This window comes from Vibrio bathopelagicus, assembly GCF_014879975.1.
GTDB classification, from domain to species: domain Bacteria; phylum Pseudomonadota; class Gammaproteobacteria; order Enterobacterales; family Vibrionaceae; genus Vibrio; species Vibrio bathopelagicus.
This window is the reverse complement of sequence record NZ_CP062501.1, coordinates 1668025-1694999: the sequence shown is the minus strand read 5'-3', so window position 1 is coordinate 1694999 and position 26975 is coordinate 1668025. Positions and strand designations below refer to the sequence as shown.

The following is a 26975-nucleotide window of genomic DNA, read 5'->3' as shown; positions in this document are numbered from 1 at the left end:
TCAAAATGAGTAGCTCCTCCATCGGACTTATTGTGCGGGATGAACCTGAGGGAAGCGCATGGTTGGGTGTTTTTCAACGATACTTCTGTAGCCATAGACATCTTCAATCATCGCAGGCTTAAGTGCTTCCCAAGGGCTGCCATCGCAAACCAAGTTACCGTCCTTCAATACCACCAATCGATCTGAGTATTGAGCGGCTAGGTTTAAGTCATGCAACACCACTATTACGGCTGCGTTGTGGTTGTCGGCCAGCTCTCTCGCGATTTTCAAAGTATTGTGCTGGTGGGCGAGATCCAATGCTGACGTTGGTTCATCGAGCATCAAGATGCATTGGTCACCAGAATAATGAAGCTGAGTTAGCACTCGAGCCAAGTGAACACGCTGTTTTTCACCACCGGATAGCGAAGGGTAGAGCCTTTCACTTAAGTGGGTCACATCAGCAACATCCATTTTTTGACTAGCGATGTTGGTGAGGTTCTTGTTGGACTCTTGCAGAGGGATACCACCAAGCTCGACAACTTCATGTGCCAAGAATGGGAAGGTCAAAGTGCTGTGCTGAGGAAGCATTGCCAAGTGCTTTGCCAGCTTTTGAGAAGGCCACTTGTCTTTGGTATGTCCAAAATATTGGATATCACCCTTACTCGAAATCTCTTGGCATAAAGCTTTAAGCAGTGTGCTTTTCCCTGCACCATTTGGCCCAAGCAGTGTGGTTACCTTTCCTGCTTCAATCTCAATAGAAACACCATCTAATATCACTTTACTACCGAACTTCACCTCGATGTCGGTCGCTTTTAACGCTGAAGGAAACATTAAAGGATTCTCCCTTTCTGTTGAAATAGAAGGTACAAGAAGAATGGAGCACCGATGATTGCAGTGACAATGCCTACAGGCAGTTCTGCTGGTGCAAGTACCACGCGTGAGAACATGTCTGCAGCTGTTAGTAGTAATGCGCCTAGTACCGCTGATAGGGGTAAGAGAATACGGTGATCCGGGCCAGCCAACATGCGGCCTAAATGGGGGATAACAAGGCCGATGAAGCCTATCATGCCAGATAGGCTAACCGTGACGCCAACGCCTGCGGCTGTCAGTAGAATCAATCTTCGCTTAAGCTTCTGTACTGGAATGCCAAGGTGCTGTGCTTCTGATTCGCCCAGTAACAGGGCATTTAGCGACATAGCTTGACGGTAGAAGACAATAAATAGTGCGCCCAGAGTGACTGCCGCAAGCCAAATACCTGACCATTTCGCGCCCGCTAATGAACCCATTGACCACAATGAAAGATCACGCAGCATTTGGTCATCAGCAATGAAGTTCAAGAAGCCAATACCTGCGCCTGATAGTGCGCTGATCGCTACACCTGCTAACAACATGATGGTTACTGAAGTGCCGAATTTGCCCGTTCCCAGCTTATAAACGAGCAGCGTGGTTAAGGCTCCGCCTAGAAAGGCAAATATAGGCACAGCCGCAAAGTTCATGAAAGCGGGATATTGCAGTGAAAGCTCAGAGAAAAGCACGATGGCTAATGCTGCACCTAATGAGGCTCCGGCAGACACGCCGATGATTCCTGGTTCGGCAAGTGGATTTCGAAACAAGCCCTGCATGACCGCGCCACATAAAGCGAGAATTGCGCCGATTAGCATGCACAATATCGTTCGGGGTAATCGAATCTCTTGAATCACCAAGTTGATGTGGGGTGCTAAGTCATTGTTTGGTTGGAGTAGGCTGGCTGCGCTGTCAGCCAAGCTAATGTTCATTGGCCCAACAGTGATCGAATACAGCGCGACGAAGACTAGGGTAGCGCCTAAGCCTAACATCGATGTTTTCAGTGGGACGGATCGTAGCAACATAAAGGGCCTCAATATCTATCACCAGCTTCAATGCTTATCACCGACTCTGCAAAAAACGAGGTGGTGATGAGCGTTAAGCAAGCAATAGTAAAAATAGGGTAGTCGAGTTATAGCGGGTAGATAAGTGCGTTTAGTCGCTTGGCTTCTGAAAGACTTTCAAGACCAAGCCCTCCAACCAAAGCGCTGCCCTTCACGGTGATGATTTGCTTGTTCATACCTGCTGGCGTCGCCGCTAACATAGGTAACGATTTAAGAATGGCATCAGCGCCGCCCATTTTCTGGTAGCTACGGCCGCTCACTAAGATGACATCAGGTTGCATTTCAATGAGTGATTCCATCGACAATGGTTTGTAAGACGTCAGGCTTTTAGCCGCTGGGTTTACGCCGCCAGCCAGTTCAATGATCGCGTTTGGTGATGTTTCACCGCCAGCAACGTTCGCAGGACGACCTTCATGCAGCAATAGGAACAAAACTTTCTTCGCTTCGTCATTGGGTACTTGGTTTGCTTTTAGTGCCGCAATCTTCTTATTTACTTCTGCTTTAACTTGTTCTGAGTGATCCTCGGTATGGGTAATCTTTGCGATTTGGTCGATACGCTTTAACAACCCTTCAACGTTCGCTTCGGTGTTAACTATCTCGACATCGATACCCACAGATTTCAATTGGGAAATCGCGTTGTCTGGCCCCATCTCATCAGATCCAATGAGCGTGGTTGGTTCTAAGGCGATCAAGCCTTCTGCAGAAAGGTTTCTGTGGTAACCAATCTTCGGCAGATTTGCTGATTGAGGGAAGTGACTGGTTACATCAATTGCGACTAACTGCTCTTCAGCGCCTAATGCCAATATCAATTCAGTAACGGCACTTCCTGCACTTATGATTCGAGGTTGTTCAGCGTCGTTGGCCATTGCCGTTGGCGCAGTCAGAGCCAAGCTCATTGCGGCGATTGAGAGTAAATGTTTGTTGGTCTTTAGTTTGTTGAACACTTTTAAGTCTTTCATAATAATTTATTGATACTTTCTTTTGATGGAGAGTAATCGCGAAGACGCTCAGTGAGCAGTCCGTTCGCATGTTGAGTTCGATTCGATAGAGGTCTAGCTCTGGTTATTGGGTCTTCTCAATAAAGACCCCAATCTCATAAAGGTGCTAGGCCTCATGACAACTGAGTATTGTTCTAGCCTTCTTCTGTGAGCAATTGGGTTGCAGGTATTCCATTCTCTTGAAGGAACGACAGCAACTTCACTAGGTTCTCAACGTTGGCTGCTTTATCCGCGCCAATGATGATCGGCTTTTTATCCGCAGAACCTGTCTCTTCGAGTAATGCAATCTTGAAGTTTTCCCAGTCTATGTACTCTCGGCCGTTAATCGCCCAGTAAGGTTCGTGGTCTAAAATATTGACGCTAATCGAATCTTTATGAACTTCAGAAACGTTTTTAATATCAGAGCTTGGAAGCTCTACCTCTAAAGACTCCAACTTCACCGAAGCGGTAAGTAGTAGGAAAACCATCACGATAAAAATTATGTCGAGCAGCGGCGTTAAATCTGGCGCTAAACTTTGTGTTTGAGATGAGAGAGGCGTTTTGATCATGCTTGACTCACATCACCAACAGCGACTTTGTTGACTGATGAGCCTTTAGTCTCGTCAGAGTGATTGGTTTGAATCGACATGCCTTCAAGCCACACATTCACATAGTTCAGAGTATGTTCTAACTGAGCCAGCACTCGGTCGGCCCATAGCCCAAGCAGTTGAGCGCCTGAGATCGCAGGAAGCGCAATCATTAAGCCTGCCGCTGTGGTTCTCATTGCTAAGCCTAATCCGTCGGCTAGATCGTTCGGTGTAATACTGCCGGTCGTAGCTGCAACCCCTTTGAACATCTCAATAAGTCCAAGTACGGTACCAAGTAGGCCTATTAACGGACTAATCACTCCGATTAAACCAAGCAATCTCAGTCCGGCATGAAGCTGGTGGCGTTTTTCTTGTAGCCAAATTCCGGCAGCATCTTCACGTAATCCTTTTGAGAAAGAGTGGTGAGCAAGCAACATCGACACGCCCTTGTACAGCAGCGGTCGTTTACCAGAAATAGATTGTGCTAATGCTTCGATCTCTTTGCTGTTGGTTGGTGAGATCTGGTTGAGCTCGCGACGAATGGCGCGTTTGCCAACACCAATGCTTAGCATCACTTGGAAGACACGTTCAGCGATGATCATTGCTGTTAATGCAGAACAGATGAGAAGAGGCCAAGTCATTAAGCCAAGTTGATCTTGTAAGTAACTGATTTGTTGCATGATTAATCCAACCTAAAACGAACAGGTATTTGTACACGGTGAGCAATAGCTCGACCATTGACAGTGTGAGGTGAGAATTTCCATTGTTTAATGGCGTCTAAAGCGGCGTTGTCGAGCATTAGTGCGCCTGATGAATTTACTAATGCTTGTTTAATTTGTTTGCCTTCAGCGTCTAACCAGACCTCATAAGTTGCGACACCTTCAACGCCACGACGTCTAGCTTGGCGCGGGTAATTCGGTGGTGTGGGGCGTGAAGAAAAAGAGGGCTTAGTGACTAATACGGGTTCTTGGTTTGATACGCCTTGGTTTACCTCCTGAGGTTGATTGGCAGACTCGTCTAGATTTTTATCGACTTTCTTGTCAGCCAGTTTTCCTGGTTGAGGCGTTGGTTTGGACTTTGGCTCTGGTTTTAGTTCTGGGCGTTTTTTCTTAACGACCTTTTTCTCTGTTACTGGTTTCTTTCCAACAATCTTTTTCTCTACTTTCTTGGGTTGAGGTTTATTGGTGATCGCTTTTTTCTTTGGCGTCGGTTTGGCTTGCTTTGGTTCGACTGCCTTGGGTTCGACAGGCTTAGGTTCTGCTTGTGAGACGGTTTCTTTGATTGGTTCTGGTTCAACCGGTTCTGTGATGGTTTTTTGTTGAGCTTGAGAAGGAGTGCTCTTAGGCGTGAAGTTGATCGATACCGTATTCGATTGGCTACCTGCAGGCATCGCAAATACTTTAGATTCTTGAGCGACAAACAATAGCGCCGCATGAATCACTAACGATGCACCGCCTGCAATAACATATCTAGGAACGTTCACTTTCAATCCTTTACCAAATCTAAAATCTGTACCAGATTATTGCTCAGAATCTAAATAAGATCAATTATCAATTGCATTATCATTTGCGTCTATTTATGATTCTCTCAGTTTTAGCGAATAGTCTTCCAGACTTTGCTATATAAGTGTTCAGAGAGATTATATGAGTCTTAATATTTATAAATTTGACGAATCAATTCTAGGTGTTTCTAGCCCTGATCCGCTTCGTTTTGCGTTTGCGAAAAAGCATTCTGCACATGCCGGAGGAAGTTCAATTCCGGTCGACCCGAGCAAGAAGTTGGAGCTCTTTGATGAACTGATGCTAAGCGAAGGGAAGAAACAGGATAAGCGTTGCTTGTATATCCATATTCCTTTCTGTCGTGTCCGTTGTACGTTCTGTAACTTTTTCCAAAACGCCGCGAGCCGTAAATTAGTCGATGAGTATTTCGACGCATTGATGGTTGAGTTGAAGCAAAAAGCTAAAACCCCTTGGGCTCAGTCTGGATTATTTCATGCTGTCTACATTGGTGGCGGAACACCTACTGATTTGTCTCCTCAACAAGTAGAGCAGTTAGGCAAGGCTATTCGCCAATATTTCCCACTGGCAAACGATGTGGAAATGACCTTGGAAGGGCGCATCAATCGCTTTGGCGATCAAATGTTTGATTGTGCGCTTGAAGGTGGTTTCAATCGCTTCTCATTTGGTATTCAAAGTTTCAACACTCAAGTTCGACGCAGCGCCAAGCGCTTAGATGACAGAGAAGTTGTGTTGGAACGTATCAGTGCTTTGAGCTGTACCGAGCAAGCCCCCATCGTTCTAGATTTGCTATACGGATTACCACACCAGTCTATGGAAGTGTTCCAACAAGATTTAGAAGACTACATGTCTACTGGTGCGCACGGTATTGACCTCTATCAACTGATTGTTGGGGGTAACGCACCTATGCTTAACCTTGTTGAGAAAGGAAAAATTCCACCACCAGCGAATACGCCAGATAAAGCGAGCATGTACTTGGCGGGTGTCGAGTTCATGGCAAAAAATAAGGTCAAGCAATTGAGCGTGAATCACTGGGCTCGTGATAACAGAGAACGCAGCATTTACAACAGCTTAGCGAAAACTTATGCCGAAGTTCTGCCGGTTGGTTGTGGTGCTGGTGGCAACATTGGCGGTCATGGTGTGATGCAACATCGAACTTTAGACAGCTACATGGAGTCTATAAAGCAAGGTCAATTGCCAATAGCCATGATGACGAAGCAAAGCTCACTAGAGCCAGCCTTCTCTTCATTAAAGGCCGGTTTTGATTCTGGTGTTGTTAGAAGAAGTACGTTACCGACCTTTATGGAACAAGACACGTTCGATTATCTGAAGCCTCTGTTTTCGCATTGGGAAAAGAATGGTCTAGTCGAGCTTTCCGAAGATTATCTGACCCTCACTATTGCTGGCAGCTTCTGGGCAGTAAGCCTCGCTCAGAGTGTAATTCAAGTGCTTAACGCTGAATATCAGGCTATGCACCCAGCACCGAAAGCATCAGGTTCAGGCATTCACCCGCATACAAGTTTAAAGCACGCTTAATATCGAATTTTTAGTTTATAACTTACGTAAATTACTCGTTTATACGGACACATATTCAATGACAGATACAACATTAGAAATGACAGAAACTCTAGAACAACGTGTCGCACGCATTCTAGAAGAAGAGCCAAAACTGCTTCCTACTGCGATTGCTGAAAAGCTAGGTGTTTCAGAGGTTGAAGTGGTTGCTGCTTTTCCAAATGACATGGCAGTAATGCTAGATGGCAGCCGTGCTCAAGAGATTCTAGAAGGCTTAGTTGATTGGGGGCCTGTGACCACAATCGTGCATTCATTCGGCTCAATCTTCGAAGTAAAAGCGCCGTTCCCTAAAGGTAAAGTAGCACGTGGCTACTACAACCTTATGGGCAAAGAAGGCGAGCTTCATGGCCACCTGAAACTCGACAATGTTAAACAGATCGGTTTGGTGAGCAAGGCGTTCATGGGGCGTGAAAGTCATTACTTCGGTTTCTTCAGTGAAACGGGCGAGAACATTTTTAAGATCTACCTAGGCCGCAATGAAAAGCGTGAGCTTATTGCTGACCAAGTTGAACGCTTCAAAGCGCTGAAAGAACAAGCTTAAGTAAAATCAGCAGCAACCCTAAATAGGGTGCCAATTCGCTTAAATAGTACATCAATGCTCGAGGATCGTTTAGTTTGCTAATGATCACTCAACCTCGGGCAAAAATAATAAATCAGAGAAAGTGAAGAAAGGAATTACCCATGGAACAGCAAGTAAAACAAGAACGTCTACAAGGTCGCCTAGGTCCAGAAATTAAAGAGTTTCGCCAAGAGCGCCGTACCCTTCAACTTGCAACGGTTGATGAAGAAGGTCGCCCGAACGTAAGTTACGCACCTTTCGTTCAGAACCAAGAAGGTTACTTTGTTCTAATTTCTGATATTGCTCGTCATGCTCGTAACTTGAAAGCTAACCCTCAGGTGTCTTTGATGATGATTGAAGACGAAGAGAACTCGAAGCAGCTTTACGCACGTAAGCGTTTAACGTTTGATGCTCAAGCAAGTGTTGTTGAGCGTGAAACTGAGCTTTGGACCCAAGTGATCGGCCAGATGCAAGAGCGCTTTGGTGAAATCATTGATGGTTTGAGCCAACTTCAAGACTTCTCTCTATTCAACCTTAAAGCAGAGAACGGCCTGTTTGTTAAAGGTTTTGGTCAGGCATACCAAGTATCAGGCGACGATCTGGTGGATTTCGTTCACCTACAAGAAGGCCACAAAAAAGTGTCTAACGAGTAATTTCGTTTAACCTATTGCTTAAGAAGCCCTCCAATGTGAGGGTTTTTTTACGTCTAAAAACCGTTGTAAACACACAGGACATTGATGTGAGAAAAAGCAGACTAAATCAAAGAGTTTGCTATATTGGCGTCTGATTAATATTTATGTGTAAGGATCGCAACGTGAAACCAGTAAGTCGAGATTGGGACGAGTTCTGTTACCCGTTTATTTATGAAGACAGTCCTATCTGTGATTTTGAGATTTTGTCGGATGAGCTTTGTTGCCGAGTTGGGTTGGTGTTGTCTTTAGACCTAGAGCCTCAGGTTCGTGAGATCCTGCAACGTTTGCAGCCGAATATCTATCACCTGAATGGTTCTGTGCGCGGAAAGCTCGCCATTACCGAATCTGAATTGATCGAGCTCAAGCAAGATTATCATCACATTCGCGATCAGCTAGAAGGTGGTTTCAAAGGTTTTGTTTTACCCGGTGGGAACAGAGTGTCTAGTGAGCTTCACTTATGTCGCTGTCAGGCTAAAAAAGTCGTGCGAGCACTGGTCAGTATTGAACACCATGAAAGCAAGAAGTCGCCCGATCCGATTCTTTTTAAATACGCTAATTTAGTGGCAAATACACTCTATGCATTGGCGTCTTTTACCAATGATGTCAACGAGGTAGAGGAAGTGGAGTTTGTGAGTAAGAGCTATTCGATGCCAAAGAAATCTTAAGGCAGAGCTCTACACTGATTCACCTCTAATGCTTAAGAAGATAAGAAGATAAGAAGATAAGAAGATAAGAAGCTAAACCGTGAGCATGACGCTGGGTTTAGCTTCTAAAATAGAGATTATGCAGCCGTAGAGGCTTCGTTTAAGACTTTTGCACCGCGTAGCATCGCTTCGATTAGCTCACCCGCATTGAATTTCTCAAGTGCTTCATGTGCTCCTACCTGATTGGCGCGGTCGACACATATTTCACTCGATAGTGAAGTATGCAAAATACAGTAAGCATGACTCAGTGCGCTGTCGTTCTGTACTTCAAAGGCTAGCTCATAACCATCAAGACCCGGCATCTCAATATCACTCACTAGAAGATCAATCGCATTGCCTACGCTAGCTTGGCGTCGCATCAGGTCAATCGCATCTAAGCCGTTATTACAAATACTGTAAGGGATGTTGATGCTGTCTAAGGCATCAGATAGCTGTTTACGCGCAATCAAAGAATCATCAACTAATAAGATGTTTAGCGCTTTGAGGCGTTCCCTTTCGACATCAGTCAGCATTGGAATATGCGCGTTCTCATAAGCCGGGTAGATCTTAGAAAGCAATAACTCCACGTCGAGCATTTGCACGATTCGATCTTCAAAACGAGTAATACCAGTCACAAATACATTGCGACCCACGCTCGCGGGTGGCGATTCAATGCTCTTCCAATCACATTCAATGATCTTATCAATCGAACGAACCAAGAATGCCACCACTGTTCTTAAACAATCGGTCACGATGAGCACACAATCTTGGTATTCCACTGGTGTGATTGGACGAAAGCCAATCGCAGCAGACATATCAATGACTGGAACCGTAAGGTCACGGATGGTCACTGTACCAATCACGTGATGATGGGAGTATGGGATCTGAGTCATCGGCTGAAAAGGTACGATTTCTCTGACCTTAAGCGTGCCAATCGCAAAACTTTGAGTGAGGGATAACTTGAACATCAGCATTCCCTGTGACTGACTCGCTTTACTGATCGGTTTGGCCATAAGTGGCTCCTACTTAATACGCGCTTAATTTATAAGGATTAATTTAAAGGGAAATGGAAGCCGCAGCAAGTCACGATGCGGTTTTTAACGGCCTTTAGGGCAGTTGTTTTCGGTTATAGAGTGAAGAATAGCTGTTCTTGGGTTAAAATCACGCTAAACGCAGGCTGTCGACGAATTTATGTCGATAAGTCGTTAGCGGTAAACAGATATACAACAGTCAGGGCATTAGCGATGTTCTAAGCAAACTTCGTAACTAAACTGGCAGCAACAAACTGAGAATTATCATGGCAAGAACAGCAGCAGCGCTTCATATTTTGGTGAAGCATAAAGAACTAGCAGAAGATATCATCACGCAACTTAAAAAGGGCGCTAAATTTCAAACGCTAGCGAAGAAACACTCAACCTGTCCATCTGGCAAAAAGGGCGGTGACCTAGGCGAGTTCAAAAAAGGTCAAATGGTGCCTCAGTTTGATAAGGTTTGTTTCTCTGGCGAGACGCTAGTACCACATCTTGTTAAAACGAAATTTGGCTGGCACGTGGTGAAGGTTCTTTACAGAACTTAGTTATTAATATGTGTTAGATTGAATAAAAGGAGCGTATATACGCTCCTTTTTTGTGACTTTTTGGTGCGTTTAAAAGCACAATGGCTGAGTGTTCATCCCAGACGTTATGCGATAATTGGCGCTACGCCCTCAACTATCCGCCGTGACTAATTGGTAGGAGGAGGAGGGGTTTTAATGAGTAACTCATATAATAAATACCATTCTTAAGGAAATTTATGCAGCTTTGCCTTTTAGTCTTTGTCTTTATCTAGAAAGCTGTAAACGAGTTTGGTAGGAGAACAACATGGAGAGTTCAGCTATGTTAAGCAACCCAGCGACAGATGTCATATTGCATGCTTTTGACTGGTGCTACGCTGACGTAATGAAGAACGCCCCACTGATCCAAGAGTTGGGTTATAAATCGGTTTTAGTTTCACCAGCGATGAAATCGCTACACGGCCCTAAAGGTTGCGACCGAGATTCTGGCACCCAATGGTGGCAACGTTATCAGCCCCAAGATTATCGTGTGATCGACAATCAACTTGGTGACACGCAAGATTTCACTGCGATGGTGAACACGTTAAAGCAGCATGGGCTTCGTACTTATGTAGACGTCGTGTTCAACCACATGGCCAATGAATCGGGTATCCGTGGCGATTTAACGTATCCCAATCAACAAGACATGGCGTCTTATCAACACGATTCTGAGTATTACCAATCCATACGCTTATTTGGTGATCTTTCTAAACCTTTATTTGATGAAAACGACTTTGTAGAAGCGTTTGGTATCAAAAACTGGAAAGACACTTGGGAAGTGCAAAACGGGCGTATTACCGGTGGAGCCAGCGATCCTGGCTTGCCAACGCTGTTAGACAACGACAATGTGGTCGCACAACAGAGAGCTTACCTAAAAGCCTTGAAAGCCATTGGTGTTAAAGGTTTCCGCATCGATGCAGCGAAACACATGACATTGTCACATCTGCGTAAGGTGTGGACTGACGACATCTGCGAAGAAATGCACATCTTTGGTGAGATCATTACCGATGGTGGAGCGACGGAAGAAGAGTATGAGTTGTTCCTTGAGCCATACCTAAAACACACTCGCTTAGGCGCTTATGATTTTCCGCTGTTCAATACTATTTTTAAAGCCTTTGAAGAGCAGGGCAGCTTTAAGTCTCTGATCAATCCTTACTGTTTTGGTCAGGCGTTATCGAACATGCGAGCCATCACGTTTGCTGTGACTCATGATATTCCAAACAATGAGGTATTTTTGGAACATGTGATGGATGAAGTGGACGAGCGATTGGCTCATGCTTTCATTCTTGGTCGAGATGGCGGTGTACCGCTTGTTTACAGTGAGTTGAGTACCAGCGGTATTCTGGATCAGAACGGCCAGCCTCGATGGCTTAACGACTGGCAAGCGCCTTACATGAAAAATATGATTCAATTTCATAATCATGTCCATGGCGAAGCAATGCGTGTGGTTGAAGCGAATGATGACTTGTTGGTATTTGTCCGTGGCGACAAAGGTATTGTGGTGATTAATAAATCTAAGCGAAGCAAAACAGCCTCATTAAATTGGACTGGCGCAGTGACCGATTTGTTGTCTGGTGATATGTTCGACTGTGTTGGCAAGGACTTAACCATTAAGGTTGAACCTAACCAGTGCATGATGTTGACAACCAACTAGATCGAGTCTGTTACGTCTAATCGGTTAGAAAGACAAGACTGAAAAGAAAGCCCCGCTTACGATCAATCAGTAAGCGGGGCTTTTTATTTGAGGCTGTTTATTGGTTGTTAAGCGAAGCGTTAGTTAAACTGACACACGATTAAACCGTGAACTTGTTCAATAGTTCATCCTGTGCACGAACATTGTCAGTTTGTACCTGCATTGCCGTGTTTGCTTCTTGAGCCGCGTTTGATACTTGTGTTGAAAGGTCTTTGATCTTAACTGTGTTGTTGTTGATCTCTTCCGCTACCAAGCTCTGTTCTTCTGCTGCCGAAGCAATCTGAATATTCATATCAGAGATACGCTGAATCGCGTCGCGGATGCGGTCAAGTGAAGAGTTCGCTTGCTGCGCACGTTCAACGGCGTCAGTAGCTGTGTCTTTACTTTGGTTCATCGCGTTCGATACTGAGCTTGCGCCAGCTTGAAGTTGCTCGATCATGTTGCGGATTTCAGTTGTCGATTCTTGAGTACGCTGCGCCAGAGTACGAACTTCGTCGGCTACGACTGCGAAACCACGACCAGATTCACCAGCACGCGCGGCTTCAATCGCTGCGTTCAATGCCAATAGGTTAGTTTGGTCTGCAATGTCATTGATTACCTTAAGAATCGTTTCAATGTTCGCAGTTGCTGATTCAAGTACTTGTACTTCTGCAACGGCTTGATCGATACGAGCTGAGAGGTTATCAATGGCTTGAGTCGTGTCACTTACGACAGAAGTACCGTCTAGCGTTGCTTCGTCCGCTTCACGAGCTGCTGCTGCTGCGCCCTGAGCGTTGTTTGCTACTTCTGTTGCAGTCACTGCCATTTCGTTCATTGCAGTTGCTAGCTGTTCTAGCTCTTGCAGCTGCGTGTTCATCGCATTTGCTGATTCGCCTGCGCCTTTCACCGTGATTTCTGTACCACGCTTAATCTCAACACCAATCGCTTTCGATTGAATGATCTGATTTTGCAGGTTTTCGGTAAAGGTGTTGAAGCCTTTCGCTAGGTCAGAGAACTCTTTGTCTGTGTTGGTATCTAGACGCTTAGTTAGGTCTCCTTGGCCGCTCGCTACATCTTGAATTGCTTGGTTAAGCGCATCCAGTGGGCGCATCAATACGCGGATAAGAACTGTTAGAGCAATGATGCTGAGAATAACCGCAATCAACGAGTAGATCATTGAGCTGTGTTTCAAGTCTTCGACCGTTTGGTAAGCGATCTCTTCATCTAGGATAGCGCCGATGTACCAATCTTCACTTGGAATGTGCGTGAAGTTAACTAGGAACATTTTTCCGTCGACTTCAATTTCTTGAGAGCCTTCACGAATAGTCGCTTGTGGCATGTAGCTTGAAAGTGTTTCACCGTTGTTTTTAGCATTTGGGTGAGCAATCGTTGTGCCGTCGGCTGTCACTAGGAATAAGTAACCCGCATCAAACAAGTTCACTTGGTTGACCAAGGTAGCAAGGTTAGTCAGTTCTAGGTCGTAGAACATACCTGCAGTAAAGCGTCCATTGTCTTTAACTGGTGTTCCCACTGAGATGATGACTTTCTTACTTGATGCATCCACATAAGGAGCGGTAACAACTAAACTGTTTTTGGATTTAGCATCAATGTACCAAGGGCGAATTCGCGGATCGTAATCTGGACCTGCATCCCAGCCGTCATCATTTTCAATAACGAAGCCGTTTGCTTCATAACCAAAACCAACCGCTAGGAAGCTATTTTTAAGCTTTGGCTTTTCTAATATTTCTTTAACGTAAGCGCGATCTTCAGGGTTGATCTCGATGACTTCAGTTGTCGATTGAGCCAACGCTTTCTTGGCGTTCATCTCAGATTCGACGGTATTTTTCACGCCAGAGACCATCTCTTTCAGGCTCGAATTGACGTGGTTTTCTACAGCACTTCTTACGGTGTACAGTTGTTGTATTGAAAGCAATGATACTGTCACTAGCAGCAAGGCTGATGATGCAGCAACCACCTTATGGCTAAATTTCATTGAGTGTTCCCCTTCTCACAGGCTTTGCGAAGTCTAAAGTTAATCGTGTTTTTCTAATTATATATATCGACGAGATTGAATTTTACTTGAATGTAATTTCACAAAATAGACTACAAAAATACAACAATCTAAACAATACAAAATTCACTAAATTACATATTTGTTACTTTTAGTATTTGGTTCAATGAGTTGAAGATACACGCGAGCCTAGAGCCTGCGGGTATTGATAATTTATTAATTAGACGTTTATGTGTGTGGTTTTCTATTAAAAAGCGATGGATAGCATAAATGGATATGAAATTAAATGAACTGCTGATTTTATATATTGATCGAGTTTTGAACGGGAAGGTGAATATGTTCAGTGGAAATAAAAAGCCTCACAAAAGTGAGGCTTTATAAATGGGTTCTTTATTTCAGTAGTATCTAATTTAGAATATCAGATGCGCGACACCAGCGATAACCGGCAATGTAATTAATGTACGCAGAATAAAGATAATAAACAGTTCTAGAATATTTACTGGAATCTTACTGCCTAGAAGCAGAGCGCCTACTTCAGACATGTAGATCAGCTGAGTTACCGACATTGCTGCAATAACAAAGCGAGTCATCTCGTTGTCGATAGAAGCAGCAAGGATTGCTGGGATAAACATATCCGCAAAACCAACAACAATCGTTTCAGATGCTGCAACCGCTTCAGGAACACCAAGTAGCTCTAGGAATGGAATGAAAGGCTGACCTAGGAATGAGAATACAGATGTGTATTCCGCAATAACTAGTGCCATCGTACCAAGGCCCATAACAACAGGCAGTACGCCAAATACCATATCCACGGCGTTACGGATGCCTTCAGCAAATACTGACTTAGCAGACTTAACTTGTGACGCTTTGCTTACTGCTAGCTCAAGACCCCAAGAGAATGTTGAGTGACCCGCAGGGATCGCGTCAGCGTCTTTGTGAGGCTTGCTGCCATCAATGAAGGTGTCTTTCTTCATGCTTAGTGGCGGAAGGCGAGGGATGATTACTGCAGCCACAATACCCGCTAGACAGATTGCTGCGTAGAAAGGTAGAAATAGGTGCTCTAGTTCTACTTGAGCAATAACCACAAGACTGAACGTGATAGATACTGCAGAGAAAGTCGTACCAACAACCGCAGCTTCACGTTGAGTATAGAATTTTTTTTCGTACTGTTTGCTTGTAAGAAGGATACCAACGCTGCCGTCACCCAACCAAGAAGCCATACAGTCGATAGCACTACGTCCTGGTAGGTTGAAGATAGGACGCATTACTTTACTCAGTAAGGTGCCGAATAGTTCTAGCAGACCAAAGTTAAGCAGCAGTGGCAGTAGTAAACCTGCAAAGATAAATACTGAGAACAGTGTTGGAAGTAGGCCTTCTAGCACTAATCCACCAGTGTTTTCTTCCCAGATAAACTCAGGGCCTACTTGGAAGAAAGCCATGAATGCTGCAGCACCGCCGATAAGACGAACCAACAACCATAGTGGAGATGGGTTGAAAAGACCGTTCAAAAATGAGTTCGATGTAATGAATGTAGGCTTAAAAATGGTGCTTAAAACGGAAGCTACAGACATGAAAGCGACGATCGCAGTGATGATAGGGATTAGGTATTCACCGAAAATCGCTTGAATTGACTTGGCTAAGATAGCAACAGGGATCGTTAGATCGCCTTGATAGCTAATTGGTGCCATGAAAAGGAATAAACCAATCAATGATGGGATTAAGAAAACCCAGAAACTGCCTTTAGATTTCTCTGTTGGAGCAGTGTTCGTGTTGTTAGACATGTTATTGTTCTCGAATTTCTACACGTAAAAAAGCCATATCCTTGGCATTTTTATTCATTAAACATCCGTATTTTCTTATTGGATGCAAGATTACCCAGTATTAATATCGCTTGCAATACTATTCATCAAATATCGCTAAGTATTCACACTGGTTATTCTGTAACTCTTTAAAAGTTTAGAATAAAGTGTTGCGAATGTTACGTAGTTTGAGGATATTTTGCCAGATATTTATAAATTGTCTGGAGCTTCAGTTCGATAGGTCAGGTAGAGCCAGTAGCTAAATGCGATAATGAAAGCAAAAGAGGCAGGAAAAGCCAGCGCTAAAATTTCGAAGCGTTGGAACAAGCACGCACCCGTTAGCCCTCCAAATAGAAAGCCCCCGACAATGAACATCAGTAATTTGGCTTTACGTCGATCGAACGGTGTGCCTTTCAAGCGTGCGCCAATCATGATGCCAAGATCAGTGATGATCCCGCTCATGTGTGTGGTACGAATAATCGCGCCGCTATAGGTGGTTATCATCGCATTCTGCAGGCCACATGCGGCTGAAGCGAAATATTGGCCTGACGTGTACCCTTGCAACAATGTCCCAAGCGCTAAAAACAGTAGTCCACCTTCAATACATAAGGCCACACCATAACGACGCCCTAACTTCAGCGCTTGGTTTTCAATAAAGAAACCACTGAAAGCGGCACCGAGCATAAAGCTCGTGATAACTAAAAAAAGGTGTATTGAGGCATTAGAAGGAGTCAGTAAACTGCTTCCCAATAAAGACATGGTGCCGGATATATGAGAAATAGCTTGATGTTGGAATCCGAGAAGCCCAATAGCATTAACGCTGCCAGCAAGGCCTGCGAGCAGTAAGGCGCCGTATTCAACCCAGCGAGGCAACTTAGAAATCATTTGGTTTATTCCGGGCTAAATCAGGAGCAAGATTATAACGCTAGCGAAAAGATACGCTAGCGTTGTGGGGCTTTCATATTTGATCTTAGGCAACAGTATTGCAGTTTGTTCTAATGTTGTTTCTATATAAAGAAAAAGGTCAGTAATAAGCTAGTTGTAATGGCTCATCTGGTGGTCAAACTTGACCCAGCCGTGCTTACGTTCTTCATAGACCGAAAAGCTTGGTAATGGGAAGTCTTGTTCTTTAAACAATCCTAGTGGGACGATATAAAAATCGGCGGCGGCAACGGACTGCAAAAGCATGGTGGTGCCACACTTAGGGCAAAATTGATAGGTGACTTCATTGCCCGTATCGCTGATGCGTGAAAAAGAGGTGACTTCTCCGTTTAGTGTAACTTGTTCTATTGGGAATCGAGCCTGAACACCAAACACACTTCCGGTGCGTTTCTGGCATTCATAGCAATGGCATACAGAGGTTCGTTGAGGTTCGCCTCTGCATACTAGGTTGACTGATCCACAGCGGCATTCGCAACTTCTAATATTTCTATCTTTAATATGATTGATATCCATCCATGCTCCACTTCTGGTTAACCCTGTATTGATAATTATACTAAAGCCCTTTATGGTCTGCACAACTGGATGAAAACAAAAGAATATAATTGCTCATGAAAAAGAAAATCTTACCTATACCTCTGATTTTACTGATTCCTATTGTCATGCTGGTTGTGGTGATACTGGCGGGTATTTATCGCTTTAGCTTAAGTGACGAAGAGATCTTGGCGAAGTTTCCTTCTTCTCAAGTCAGTTATGACCCTGTTGTTGAAACCGTTTTTGATTTGAAGACGACTAACCCATGGACAATTAAAGTCCCTGAAACCAACGCGTACGCTTTTATTAATGAAGTCGATGGAGCAAGAGCAATCGTGTTTGGGCGTTATGATTCGGGTGTTGAGCGTGGTGTGGCGACAGTAGACACCAAAAGCCTGTCTGCGGTGACATTGGGTAAAGTGAGTTTCTTTGTCGCGCCAATGTGGATATCTAACCAAGGCAGCGGTGTATTCTATTACCTTGGTCTGTTTAAACACGATCAGCAGCGAAGCCGTGTTGTGCTCGTCGATCAACTGTTACTGGGCGATCGCGTACAAATCCAAACCTTAGATGTAACTCAGCCTCCTGAAGATACTTCAAATAGCAAACTCACAGGAAAAGGTTTTATCGGCTTTACTCAGCATTCTGCGGAACAATCATTCGCAGAAGCACCGTCTGAAAAGGTGGTAATGAGCTTTTCTTTTGATACGCAATCAATTGGTCAGCAATAACGTTTTGGTTCGTGTAAGGATCTGTTGTTTATGTGAGCCAAATTACATATTATCGTAGTTAGATGAATGAAATTTAGACACTCCTCAAGGCAGTGTCTGCTTATATTTTTACAAATGGAGCTTGCGAATGATTAACAAACGTTTTTTTAAAACCAAAGATGAAGTGGAAGTGACCTTCGAGCTGGAAGCTCAAGAAGCAAACTCAGTTTCTATTGTTGCTGATTTTCTTGATTGGAAAGCAACTCCAATGAAAAAGTTAGCGAAAGGGAAGGTCTACAAATTCAAAACTCGTCTGCCTAAAGATGGCGAGTTTCAATTTCGTTACCTTGTTGATGACCAAGAGTGGGTGAACGACGCGAATGCTGATCGTTATATCCCCAATGATTTTGGTGGTGATAATTGTTTGGTATCGACGGTTACTGCTTAACGTAGTTACTTAGTTACTTAGTTACTTAGTTATTTAATTGCTTAACTGCTGACTCGCGAGACACACTGTTATATAGCCGTATCCAGTGAGGATCTCACAATCAATACAGCTTGTTTATTAATTAAGCGAAGCGGAATAACCTAAATCAATAGAAAGCAGAAACCCGGTGTTTCTGCTTTCTTATTTTTAAATTTAGCGGTTAATTTTATTTGCGATAAAGCGTTTTACATTGACGGTAACTCAATGACTTAGGTGCGAGGAGTAAGATTCGCATCATATTATGACATTGCATTGATGATTTATGCGTTTGAAAAGCATATCCTATGCTTTTATATCGTAGAAAGACCTGTTTACCGTGTATTCAAAAATATTCTCCTCTCCGTTTTCTGAGCTTTCACCTGTAAAAAAAGCAGCTATTTTAGGACTGCCGCTTATTGCAGTCATCGGTGTTGCTTTACAAACTTCTCAATCAGATCTGACAAAAACGATCGATCTGAATTTACCGGACTCAACCGTTATTGAGTCAATCCTTGCACCTTCTGTTGTCATCATTGAGCCGCCGACGTTTGAGTATCAAATTAAAACGGGCGATAACTTGAGCAGCATCTTCACTCAACTTGGATTTTCTTATAAATCGATGATGAGCGTGATGGAAACGGATTTAAACTTCCTTGCGCTGGACACGCTTCGCCCTGGTAATACATTGCGCTTCTGGCGTGATGAGGCGACGGGCAATCTGTCCAAGATGGAAATTCAATTTAGTATTGCGGATAAAGCAGTTTACCGACTACTTGATGATGGCAGCTACGAATTTGAAGACATTTCTATTCCTGGTGAATGGAAGCAAAAGCCTCTAGTGGGTGATATTCAAGGCAGCTTCTCTATGTCGGCAAATAAAGTCGGCCTGAACAGCCTTGAGATCGATCATATTGTGACTCTTCTTAAAGACAAACTGAACTTTAGCCGTGACCTGCGTGCTGGCGATCAGTTTGAAGTGCTTCAGAAAGCTCAATTCGTTGATGGTGTTGCAACCGGAAAACGTGAAATTGAAGCGATTAAGATCATCAACCGCAATCGCGTCGTTTCTGCTTATCTTCACACCGATGGTCAATACTATGATGCTGACGGTGATAGCCTACAACGCGCTTTCCAACGTTATCCTGTGAGCAGCAGCTGGCGTCAGAGTTCTCAATTCAACCCTAAACGCTTACACCCTGTGACAGGTCGAATCTCACCACATAACGGTACAGACTTCGCGACGCCAATTGGCACGCCAGTTCAAGCGACAGGTGATGGTAAAGTGATCATGACCCGTAAACACCCTTACGCGGGTAACTACGTGGTAATTCAGCACGGCAGCACTTACAAAACGCGCTACCTGCATTTAAGTAAGATTCTTGTGCGTAAAGGACAAACAGTCTCTCGTGGCCAACGTATTGGCTTATCGGGTAAAACTGGCCGAGTGACGGGTGCGCATTTGCACTACGAACTGATCGAACGTGGTCGTCCTGTTAACGCGATGACAGCAAATATTCCGATGGCCGATTCTGTGCCGAAAAAGGAAAAAGCGACATTCGTTGCCACGAGAGATGAAGCCGACAAGTTACTCAAGAAAGCGTTAGATGAGCAATCAAACAACAGTTAGTTATAGCGAGTAGATATCGCTGATGAGTCTAATCGTTGAATAAGCGACTAGCTTGGTAGCCTATACATCTAAACATTGAAAAGCCGCGAGTGCTGATTTGACTACCTAAGTGTTCAATTCTGCCCTTGCGGTTTTTTTGTTGTTTAAGTTTAAGTTTCACTTTCTCAGAAGCTCAGAAGCTCAGAAGCTCAGAAGCTCAGAAGCCTGAAGCGTTCCGTCTTCATACACTTAACGCATTTATGTTGCTGACGATGGTTTCTGGGCGCAGTGGACAAGAATAGAGGTAACCTTGGATACTGTCGCATCCCATCGAGTGGAGTTTATCTAACTGTTCACGCTCTTCGACACCTTCAGCGACGAGTGATACCCCCAGTCTTTGCGCCAATTGAATGATCAACCAAACGACGCTCTCTGATGTGGAGTTAGTTAACAGGTTCTGGATAAAAACGGCATCAATTTTAATGCAATCGATAGGGTAGCTGTGAATGTAATTCAGGCTTGAGTAGCCAGTACCAAAGTCATCCAACGCAATGGTGAAGCCTTGCTCTCGGAGGTAGTTGAGGGCGCCTTTGATTTCAGGCGTCGGCGAAAGCAATACGGTTTCAGTTAATTCAATAACAAACTCATTCGCCTCGAAGTTGTACTGCTTGATCGTTTTAGTAAGGTAGGCAAGGTAGCGTTTAGAATCACTAAGTTCGTGAGCTGAACAGTTGATACCCAATTTGATTTTATAGCCTAAGCCTTGCTCAAGTGTGATTTTTGCTTGGCAAACGAGCTCGATAATACGTTCACCTAACTCGACGATAAGGCCAGACTCTTCTGCGACTTGTATAAACTCTACGGGAGAGATGTCGCCGTGTTGAGTTGTTTTCCAACGAGTGAGAACCTCAAAATATTCCCAACGAGTATCGTCTTTACCTACGATTGGTTGGACTACCACATATATTCCATTGTTGTCAGATATAGGGTTATAGACTTTATTACCATTGGATGCTGTTTTACTTGAGGTTGAGCTTTCAAGCTCACTGCGTAAAGCCGCAATCAGCTCAGTTTTTCTTTGATAGCGCGCTCTTAAATGAGTGTCATAGCATTGGATGTGCGTGTCAGGGTGCTGCTTACATTCTTTTAAAGCCAAACTGGTATTAAAGATGATCTGTTCTACATCTTTATTATTTCCATCTGAGCGAGCAATCCCAATACTGACATCGAAATCAATCTTCAGATCAACGCTGCAGTAGCCTTGCTTTATCTTGGTTACTATCTGTTCGCAGACACCGATTGGGTCGTTATGATAAGTAATGAAAGCAAACTCGTTACCTGCTGTACGAAAGGTTAGGTTGTTCTCTGGCAATGTTCGGCGCAGTGTTTCAGCGACATGCTGGAGTACTTTGTCGCCGATGTAATTGCCGTGCATGTCGTTAATGGCTTTGAAGCTGTTTATATCCAACAGAGCCACGGTAAAAGGCGTGACACTTTGCTGAGTGATTGACTCTAAGGTATCCGACAAACAACTGCGGTTAAGCAGCCCTGTAAGACTATCGTGCGACACCTCGTAGCTGAGTTGATTGACTAACTGCTCTGATCGGTCGTTGAACCACATCTCGCGCAGGGTATGGATGACGATGTCTGCGAAAAGTTGATGATGTTTAATCACTTCTTGCTGTTGGTCAGGACTAAGAGGTGATGTGAAGGTCGAAAACAGTACCCCCATGACTTCACCACTCTGAGTTCGAGTGGGTATCGCAATCGAGTTTTGAGAGGTGCTCTCTTGCCTAAACGCTGAGGTTGGCAAAGATTTAATAATGTATTGAGCGAAAGAGCAGTCAGGGTGACTTTGATTAACGGCTTGTTGGTAGATGTGACCATGACGCGGATTGATTTTGTCATGCAGTACGTGGTCAGATTGCGCAATCACCAAAGGCACCACTTGGTCTGGGAAGTACTTTTTCTCAATGATGCTGGTGTATTGAGTCCCAAAGGTTTGATGCAAAGTAAGCACGGCCGACTCTAAAAGATCGATACCTTCCAATTTAAGTAAACGGCCAATGCGCTCTGTGTCGATCATGCTGCTTTGTGTATGTTGAGTCATAGTCACCATCCGTAGTTAACCAGAATCAGTGTGTAAGTTGTATGCGTATGATTTTTTTACGCATAAGCTGGATGTCTGTGGTCTTGTATACATACAAGCAGCACATACAGTTGATATGCGTTTAGTTTATTATTGGCCGAGTTGTATATCTTTTCAAATTTTTTTGTGACTAAATTCACAAAATCTGGGTGCTACGCTCTTTATCTAGCCTCTCTTTCAGGTGATCCAAAAATAGTTTTGTGCGTGTATGAGAATAATCAAGCTTAGGGTAGTAGGCGTAAACCATCACCTCATCAGCTGTGATATTTGGTAATACTGGAACTAATGTCCCTTGTTTCAGATCCTCTTTGATCATCGCGTTGATGGTTAAAAGCACACCCATTCCTCGCTTCGCTGCATGAAACAAAGCCTCTGGGTTAGTGGTGGCAAAGTTACCGTTCAAGGTGATTCGTTGCCCTTTAGTTAAAGTAACTTCACGAATTGGACGTTCTCCCCAGATTAAGGAGTTGTGCTGCTCCAAATCGTACTCGCAGGTAGGGTAACCATGTTTAGCCAAATAGCTCGGTGCAGCATAGAAGCCGGCTTTGTGTTCAAACAGAGGCGTTTTCTTAAAGCTTAAAGAGTTGAGCTGTTCTAGCTCGCGGCTGATCACCAGATCCAAACCAAGTTCAGGTAATTGACCAGAAGTTGTAGTGATGAGTTGTATTTTAATATCTGGGTATTTTTCTAAGAAGTCGCCCATGTACTGCACTAAAAACTTAGAGCCAACAGCAATGGTCGCACCTATTTTTAACAGGCCTGCTGGTGTTTGGTTTACTGATCGTGTTTCATCAATAATCGACTGCCAATTATCGAGTTGATCTTTGGCTCGCAGGTAAAAGAGCGCACCGGCTTCGGTTTGGCTTATCGATCGAGTGGTGCGCTTTAATAGTTGAGTACCGATGCGCTCTTCTAGCCAGTTTACTCTCTTGCTGATCGCTGAGCTGGTGGTGTTAAGTTTGCGAGCAGCACCATTGAAGCTACCTTCTTCTACCACTCTTACGTAGCTTTTTACGTTAAGAATCCAATCCATATTATTTCCTGTTGGGACTTAATCAAATTCCAATTTGGTTAATTATCAATTACTGGTTTTGAATATAGACTTATATCATGAACAAATAACAAACGAACAGGGAATTTTTTGAGCCAATCGACCTTTAAAAAAACGCCGTTACTCTTAGCAATGATGATCATTGCTACGGGGCAAGTGGGTGTGAGTATTTACCTCCCATCATTGCCATTAATCGCTTCTGACTTAAGTGTTACCCAAGTGGATGTGCAATTGCTCGTTACACTGTTTCTTGTGGGTTTTGGCTTGTCGCAGCTATTTTATGGCCCGATGTCTGATGCGGTGGGAAGACGACCTATCTTCTTGTTGGGTCAGGGTGTTTATCTGATTGGTACTATCGTTTGTTTTGCATTTTCCGACAATATGACCGCTTTAGAAGTTGGTCGTTTGTTGCAAGGTTTAGGGGCGGGGAGTGCTTCGGTGCTCGGGCGAAGTGTTCTTAGGGACAGTTATGATGGTCCTCAGCTCACTAAGGCACTCTCTTACATTTCAATAACAGCTTCTATCATGCCGATCATTGCGCCAGTGTTTGGTGGTTGGATCTCGTTTCATCTCGGCTGGCAGGCGGTGTTCCTGTTCGTTCTATTGTATTTATTGGCGATATTTATTCTCGGCTACTTTGTGTTGCCCGAGACGTTACCTTATGGAAAGAGTCGTTTTGAAGTCAGCCAGGTGGTGAAAAACTACGGGCGCTTGTTGACTAACCGCCAAGTGATCAGTAGCGCGAGCTACAACTGGATGAGTTATATGGCGAGCTTAGTGTCGTTATCTTTGTTCCCATTCTTAATGCAAGAACAACTAGGCCTGACAGCCGCTGAATATGGCTCTTTGATGATTGTGCCTTCGGCTGGATTACTGATCGGTAGCGTAGCGTTGAACTTACTCAACCGCCGATTCAGTACGCCGCAGTTAATGAGCCTTGCGATTTTGATTGTATTGGCTTCTGGTACTTGGTTGCTTACTCATGAGTTATCCATCTTTAACTTAGTTTGGGCATTTACTTGGTTGGCAATCGCACAGGGCATCTCTTTCCCGCTCTCAATCAGCATGCTGTTGGAGCCACATAAGAAACAAGCGGGTGCAGTGTCTGCGCTGTCGGGCTCAATTCAAATGTGTATGGCGGGCTTGCTAGGCGGATACTTAGTTGAAAGCTGGGTGACGACTCACCTACAGCTTGGCGTGTTCTACCTGATTATTGGTGCGGGTATGGGCTGTGTATTGTGGTCTTCAACTCGAGCTAACAAAAAAATCGACTCTGCAGCTATAGAATATAGCTAGTTAGGTTTTATACTTGTGTGCTCTAGTTAAAGCGTTGTATTTATGTTGATGGTTTCCTACAATACTTCCGTCCATTTAATAGGTGTAAAACATGCAGCAAAATGAATTTGAAGTACTGGTAAAAGCGATCTGTGTATTGGATGGCTTGCCTCAAGCACTCGAGCTATTGAAATCCAATGAGGATACTGAAGTCGCTGAGGCTGCAGAATCACTGACTGGTCAATTTGCGTTAGCTGAAGTTGACGGCGAAAAGCGTATTTACCACGTGACGCTTCAAGAGAATGAACAAGGCGAAGAGCAAGAGTACATCGAACATGTCATGAATGAAGGCGATGACTTAATCAAATTTGCAGCTTGGTTCTTCGAAACAATGTTTGAATTAAAGCAAAAAGACACATACCAGATTGCTGGTAAAACTTACAGACAGCCAAAACGTAGCTAGTGTTATAAGAGCTTCGTTTGAAAGGTATCTTTAGAACCAACGGTTTTTTAGAACTAAGACGTTCTTTTAAAAGCAGCTTATTGAGCTGCTTTTTTATTGCGTTCCATTTATAAAATCATATGTAAGATCGGAATCTAATTGCACAAAAGTGTGACTTAAGTCTTGTTTTTGGGTGCTTTAAGTGTAGAATCCGCGCATTAGAAAATTGATTATGTGCGGAGATAAGCATGAATTACGAACTAGGCCACGCATACCTTGGTCATATGGTTGCAAAAAACATGATGCACGAAGCATTGTATGGCAAGCCAAAGCGCAAGAAACCATCGTTCTTTAAGCGAATGATGAAGAAAATGGCTAAGTAAGCATTTTTAAACGGAATTTAAAAGGCCTTAAACTCATTGAAGTTTAAGGCCTTTTTCGTTTTAGCGATTGATGTATTTCATCGCTCTGTTTTGTTGTGGATGGACACAAAAAACACTGATTAGTTAACCATTGGACTAATGATTTAGTCTGAGCAAGATCAGCTTGCCGATTGGTTGGATAAATCGACAACATTATTAGGAATGGTGTCTAAACCATTCTCTTTCATCCATGCCTCTAAGTTGTCGGCTCCACCAATGTATTTACCATCAAGCCAGATCTGAGGTACGGTTACTGGTGTTTTCTCACCAATGTGTGCTTTCACCTCTGGGATCATTCGATATAGGGCAGCGCTGTCTTTCACGACATCGTGGTATTGGTACTCAACCCCCGCTTCATCAAGCATTTTCTTTGCTTTGACACAGAATGGGCATGTCGCTTTCCCGTAAACAATGTTGCCTTTCAGGCTGTCTCGTTTCGTCCACTCTTTGATTACTGATTGAACTAGCACCCCGCGATTGAGTGCTTCGCCTTGGCTGACTACTTTGCCTTCAACGACAAGAATCGGCGCATGCCAAGAACCCAGTTTAAGCGGTTCCCACCAATGAGATAACCAATCTTTCACTTCCAGTTCGACATCGACATCGGCTAATTCATTCTCAAAAGTGTCCTTAAGAATGTCTTTAGTAAGGGTACATTCTCCACATGGGATATTGACTTTAAATGGACCCCAGCTGCCTGCCCAACGGTATAGTGTAATCTTGACTGGTTTCTTCATGGTTACGACCTCGTTTAAAATTCTCTTATCAATATAGAACGGACAGTAGTGTGATTTATTTCATTAGCTTTAAACTTTCTTCGATTTCGCCGGTCTTTTTGTTTCCCAATGGGTAATAAAAGCAACTGACGCAATAATAATAGTGGCTCCTAGCCATAAACGACCAGGTGGAACCCAACTAAATACGATCCAGCCTGCTAATACATTGAGTGGAAGTTTAGCGTGGTCAAATGGTTGAACAAAAGAGGCATCGGCTACGGAGTATGCTTTCACGATTGCCCATTGTGCAAGCGCCGTCATTATGCCAATGACAACCAATATTCCCCATATAGTGCCACCGCTCGGAGTTTGCCAATCAGGTACTGCGAGAAGAAGGTTAAAGGGTGTAATCAAGAGAAGCAGGTAAACCACCATGGTCGATGGACTGTCTTGCGAGGACAGTTTTTTCACCATAAGAGAGTAGCACGCCCAAAAGAATGCGGCGCCAACAGGCAGTAGCGTTGCCCAGCTAAAATTTTCGGCCCACGGTTCCAAAATAACCATGGCTCCCACGAAACCCGCCAAGGTTGCCCCCCAACGAGCGGCGCCCACTTTCTCTTTTAGAAAAAGCCCAGAACCTATAGTCGCGAATAAAGGCGAAGTCATGAGAAGGGCAATACCTTGCCAAATAGGCACTGGGTAAGCTAACGCCCAAATCCACAGCTGAATACCAATGACTGATAAGAAGACCCGGAACACGTGCAATTTGAGGTTGTCGGTTTTTAGTGCTCTGCGAATGCCTAGCGTTTTGAGATAAGGAAGAATAGCGCACAACGCGATAGCGTATTGAATGACGGCGACGGTGGTAGAAGTAAGTCCGAAATGAATGCTAGCGATTTGAGTAAGGCTGTTAATGACAGCAAAGGCTAAACCAGCGGTTAGCATCCAGCTAGCGCCTTGAATCGGATGGTGTTGTGACATGATGCTTCTAATTATTTGATGTGGTCCACCTATGATACGGATTTAGCACAATGAAACCAGAAAAAGCATTGATGAAGTTAGTCAGAATATTTGAATATGAAAAAAGGTTGAGCCATTGCCCAACCTTTTTAGTCT

Annotated in this window: 27 protein-coding genes; 12 read left to right on the top strand and 15 right to left on the bottom strand. The window is 44.0% G+C overall.

Annotated elements, in window-relative coordinates; all coding sequences use genetic code 11:
• Positions 1–27 precede the first annotated feature (27 nt).
• From IHV80_RS23785 to IHV80_RS23760, 6 genes are all read right to left on the bottom strand, one after another.
• A complete protein-coding gene (locus tag IHV80_RS23785; RefSeq protein WP_192891251.1) occupies positions 28–810 on the bottom strand; it encodes a heme ABC transporter ATP-binding protein in 783 nt (260 codons plus the stop codon).
• Positions 810–1847 (bottom strand): FecCD family ABC transporter permease, encoded by a 1038-nt coding sequence (locus IHV80_RS23780; RefSeq protein WP_192891250.1) that lies wholly within the window; start codon positions 1845–1847, stop codon positions 810–812. Before IHV80_RS23780 ends, IHV80_RS23785 begins: the two co-directional genes overlap by 1 nt.
• Before the next feature lie 107 nt (positions 1848–1954).
• Entirely contained in the window at positions 1955–2845 is an 891-nt protein-coding gene (locus IHV80_RS23775) for a heme/hemin ABC transporter substrate-binding protein (protein WP_192891249.1), read from the bottom strand.
• Between the two features lie 173 nt (positions 2846–3018).
• On the bottom strand, positions 3019–3432 hold the full coding sequence (locus IHV80_RS23770) for an ExbD/TolR family protein (RefSeq protein ID WP_192891248.1): 414 nt from the start codon (positions 3430–3432) through the stop codon (positions 3019–3021).
• Entirely contained in the window at positions 3429–4130 is a 702-nt protein-coding gene (locus tag IHV80_RS23765; RefSeq protein ID WP_192891247.1) for a MotA/TolQ/ExbB proton channel family protein, read from the bottom strand. The genes IHV80_RS23770 and IHV80_RS23765 overlap by 4 nt, the downstream gene beginning before the upstream one ends.
• A gap of 2 nt (positions 4131–4132) precedes the next feature.
• Positions 4133–4933: an energy transducer TonB gene (locus tag IHV80_RS23760; protein WP_192891246.1), complete on the bottom strand. Its 801-nt coding sequence runs from the start codon at positions 4931–4933 to the stop codon at positions 4133–4135.
• A 160-nt stretch (positions 4934–5093) separates the two neighbouring features.
• Between IHV80_RS23760 and hutW the strand changes: the two genes are divergently transcribed.
• The 4 genes from hutW to IHV80_RS23740 all read left to right on the top strand — a co-directional run bounded on the left by hutW (position 5094) and on the right by IHV80_RS23740 (position 8458).
• The gene (hutW, locus tag IHV80_RS23755) at positions 5094–6503 is read left to right on the top strand and encodes a heme anaerobic degradation radical SAM methyltransferase ChuW/HutW (protein WP_192891245.1); all 1410 of its coding nucleotides are present in this window, start codon (positions 5094–5096) and stop codon (positions 6501–6503) included.
• Positions 6504–6561: 58 nt separating this feature from the next.
• Positions 6562–7083, top strand: coding sequence for a heme utilization cystosolic carrier protein HutX (gene hutX, locus IHV80_RS23750; RefSeq protein WP_192891244.1), 522 nt, complete (start codon positions 6562–6564; stop codon positions 7081–7083).
• A gap of 140 nt (positions 7084–7223) precedes the next feature.
• Positions 7224–7754, top strand: coding sequence for a heme utilization protein HutZ (hutZ, locus tag IHV80_RS23745; RefSeq protein WP_192891243.1), 531 nt, complete (start codon positions 7224–7226; stop codon positions 7752–7754).
• Between the two features lie 161 nt (positions 7755–7915).
• Positions 7916–8458: an ATP:cob(I)alamin adenosyltransferase gene (locus IHV80_RS23740; RefSeq protein WP_192891242.1), complete on the top strand. Its 543-nt coding sequence runs from the start codon at positions 7916–7918 to the stop codon at positions 8456–8458.
• Positions 8459–8574: 116 nt separating this feature from the next.
• Here the strand turns inward: IHV80_RS23740 and IHV80_RS23735 are convergent, their stop codons facing one another.
• On the bottom strand, positions 8575–9489 hold the full coding sequence (locus IHV80_RS23735) for a chemotaxis protein (protein WP_192891241.1): 915 nt from the start codon (positions 9487–9489) through the stop codon (positions 8575–8577).
• 284 nt (positions 9490–9773) lie between these two features.
• Between IHV80_RS23735 and ppiC the strand changes: the two genes are divergently transcribed.
• Both ppiC and IHV80_RS23725 read left to right on the top strand, forming a co-directional pair.
• Complete coding sequence (gene ppiC, locus IHV80_RS23730) at positions 9774–10052, top strand: peptidylprolyl isomerase PpiC (protein ID WP_017109031.1); 279 nt, start codon at positions 9774–9776, stop codon at positions 10050–10052.
• A 283-nt stretch (positions 10053–10335) separates the two neighbouring features.
• Positions 10336–11721, top strand: coding sequence for an alpha-amylase family glycosyl hydrolase (locus IHV80_RS23725; RefSeq protein ID WP_192891240.1), 1386 nt, complete (start codon positions 10336–10338; stop codon positions 11719–11721).
• Between the two features lie 139 nt (positions 11722–11860).
• Here IHV80_RS23725 and IHV80_RS23720 read toward each other — a convergent pair whose 3' ends face one another.
• The 4 genes from IHV80_RS23720 to IHV80_RS23705 form a co-directional block, all read right to left on the bottom strand.
• Positions 11861–13732 carry a methyl-accepting chemotaxis protein gene (locus IHV80_RS23720; RefSeq protein WP_192891239.1) on the bottom strand — a complete coding sequence of 624 codons (1872 nt, stop codon included), beginning with the start codon at positions 13730–13732 and terminating at the stop codon, positions 11861–11863.
• 428 nt (positions 13733–14160) lie between these two features.
• Positions 14161–15531, bottom strand: a complete 1371-nt coding sequence (locus IHV80_RS23715) for a YjiH family protein (protein WP_192891238.1) — start codon at positions 15529–15531, stop codon at positions 14161–14163.
• A 228-nt stretch (positions 15532–15759) separates the two neighbouring features.
• Entirely contained in the window at positions 15760–16434 is a 675-nt protein-coding gene (locus tag IHV80_RS23710) for a YoaK family protein (RefSeq protein ID WP_192891237.1), read from the bottom strand.
• 150 nt (positions 16435–16584) lie between these two features.
• Positions 16585–17067, bottom strand: coding sequence for a GFA family protein (locus IHV80_RS23705; RefSeq protein ID WP_192891236.1), 483 nt, complete (start codon positions 17065–17067; stop codon positions 16585–16587).
• Between the two features lie 32 nt (positions 17068–17099).
• On the opposite strand from IHV80_RS23705, the gene IHV80_RS23700 reads away from it, so the two are divergent.
• From IHV80_RS23700 to IHV80_RS23690, 3 genes are all read left to right on the top strand, one after another.
• On the top strand, positions 17100–17753 hold the full coding sequence (locus IHV80_RS23700; protein ID WP_192891235.1) for a hypothetical protein: 654 nt from the start codon (positions 17100–17102) through the stop codon (positions 17751–17753).
• 127 nt (positions 17754–17880) lie between these two features.
• Positions 17881–18180: an isoamylase early set domain-containing protein gene (locus IHV80_RS23695; RefSeq protein ID WP_017105639.1), complete on the top strand. Its 300-nt coding sequence runs from the start codon at positions 17881–17883 to the stop codon at positions 18178–18180.
• A 355-nt stretch (positions 18181–18535) separates the two neighbouring features.
• Entirely contained in the window at positions 18536–19825 is a 1290-nt protein-coding gene (locus tag IHV80_RS23690; RefSeq protein ID WP_192891234.1) for a peptidoglycan DD-metalloendopeptidase family protein, read from the top strand.
• 220 nt (positions 19826–20045) lie between these two features.
• Here IHV80_RS23690 and IHV80_RS23685 read toward each other — a convergent pair whose 3' ends face one another.
• On the bottom strand, positions 20046–21914 hold the full coding sequence (locus IHV80_RS23685; protein WP_192891233.1) for a putative bifunctional diguanylate cyclase/phosphodiesterase: 1869 nt from the start codon (positions 21912–21914) through the stop codon (positions 20046–20048).
• A gap of 175 nt (positions 21915–22089) precedes the next feature.
• Positions 22090–22986 carry a LysR family transcriptional regulator gene (locus IHV80_RS23680; protein WP_192891232.1) on the bottom strand — a complete coding sequence of 299 codons (897 nt, stop codon included), beginning with the start codon at positions 22984–22986 and terminating at the stop codon, positions 22090–22092.
• 108 nt (positions 22987–23094) lie between these two features.
• Here IHV80_RS23680 and IHV80_RS23675 point away from each other — a divergent pair, with 108 nt between their 5' ends.
• From IHV80_RS23675 to IHV80_RS25380, 3 genes are all read left to right on the top strand, one after another.
• The gene (locus IHV80_RS23675; RefSeq protein ID WP_192891231.1) at positions 23095–24300 is read left to right on the top strand and encodes a multidrug effflux MFS transporter; all 1206 of its coding nucleotides are present in this window, start codon (positions 23095–23097) and stop codon (positions 24298–24300) included.
• Positions 24301–24391: 91 nt separating this feature from the next.
• Positions 24392–24742, top strand: coding sequence for a hypothetical protein (locus tag IHV80_RS23670; RefSeq protein WP_017105643.1), 351 nt, complete (start codon positions 24392–24394; stop codon positions 24740–24742).
• Between the two features lie 227 nt (positions 24743–24969).
• On the top strand, positions 24970–25104 hold the full coding sequence (locus tag IHV80_RS25380; RefSeq protein ID WP_264158467.1) for a hypothetical protein: 135 nt from the start codon (positions 24970–24972) through the stop codon (positions 25102–25104).
• A gap of 158 nt (positions 25105–25262) precedes the next feature.
• On the opposite strand, the gene IHV80_RS23665 is transcribed toward IHV80_RS25380, so the two are convergent.
• Both IHV80_RS23665 and IHV80_RS23660 read right to left on the bottom strand, forming a co-directional pair.
• Positions 25263–25880, bottom strand: a complete 618-nt coding sequence (locus tag IHV80_RS23665) for a glutaredoxin domain-containing protein (protein WP_192891230.1) — start codon at positions 25878–25880, stop codon at positions 25263–25265.
• Positions 25881–25949: 69 nt separating this feature from the next.
• Positions 25950–26840 carry a DMT family transporter gene (locus IHV80_RS23660; protein WP_192891229.1) on the bottom strand — a complete coding sequence of 297 codons (891 nt, stop codon included), beginning with the start codon at positions 26838–26840 and terminating at the stop codon, positions 25950–25952.
• Positions 26841–26975: the final 135 nt, after the last annotated feature.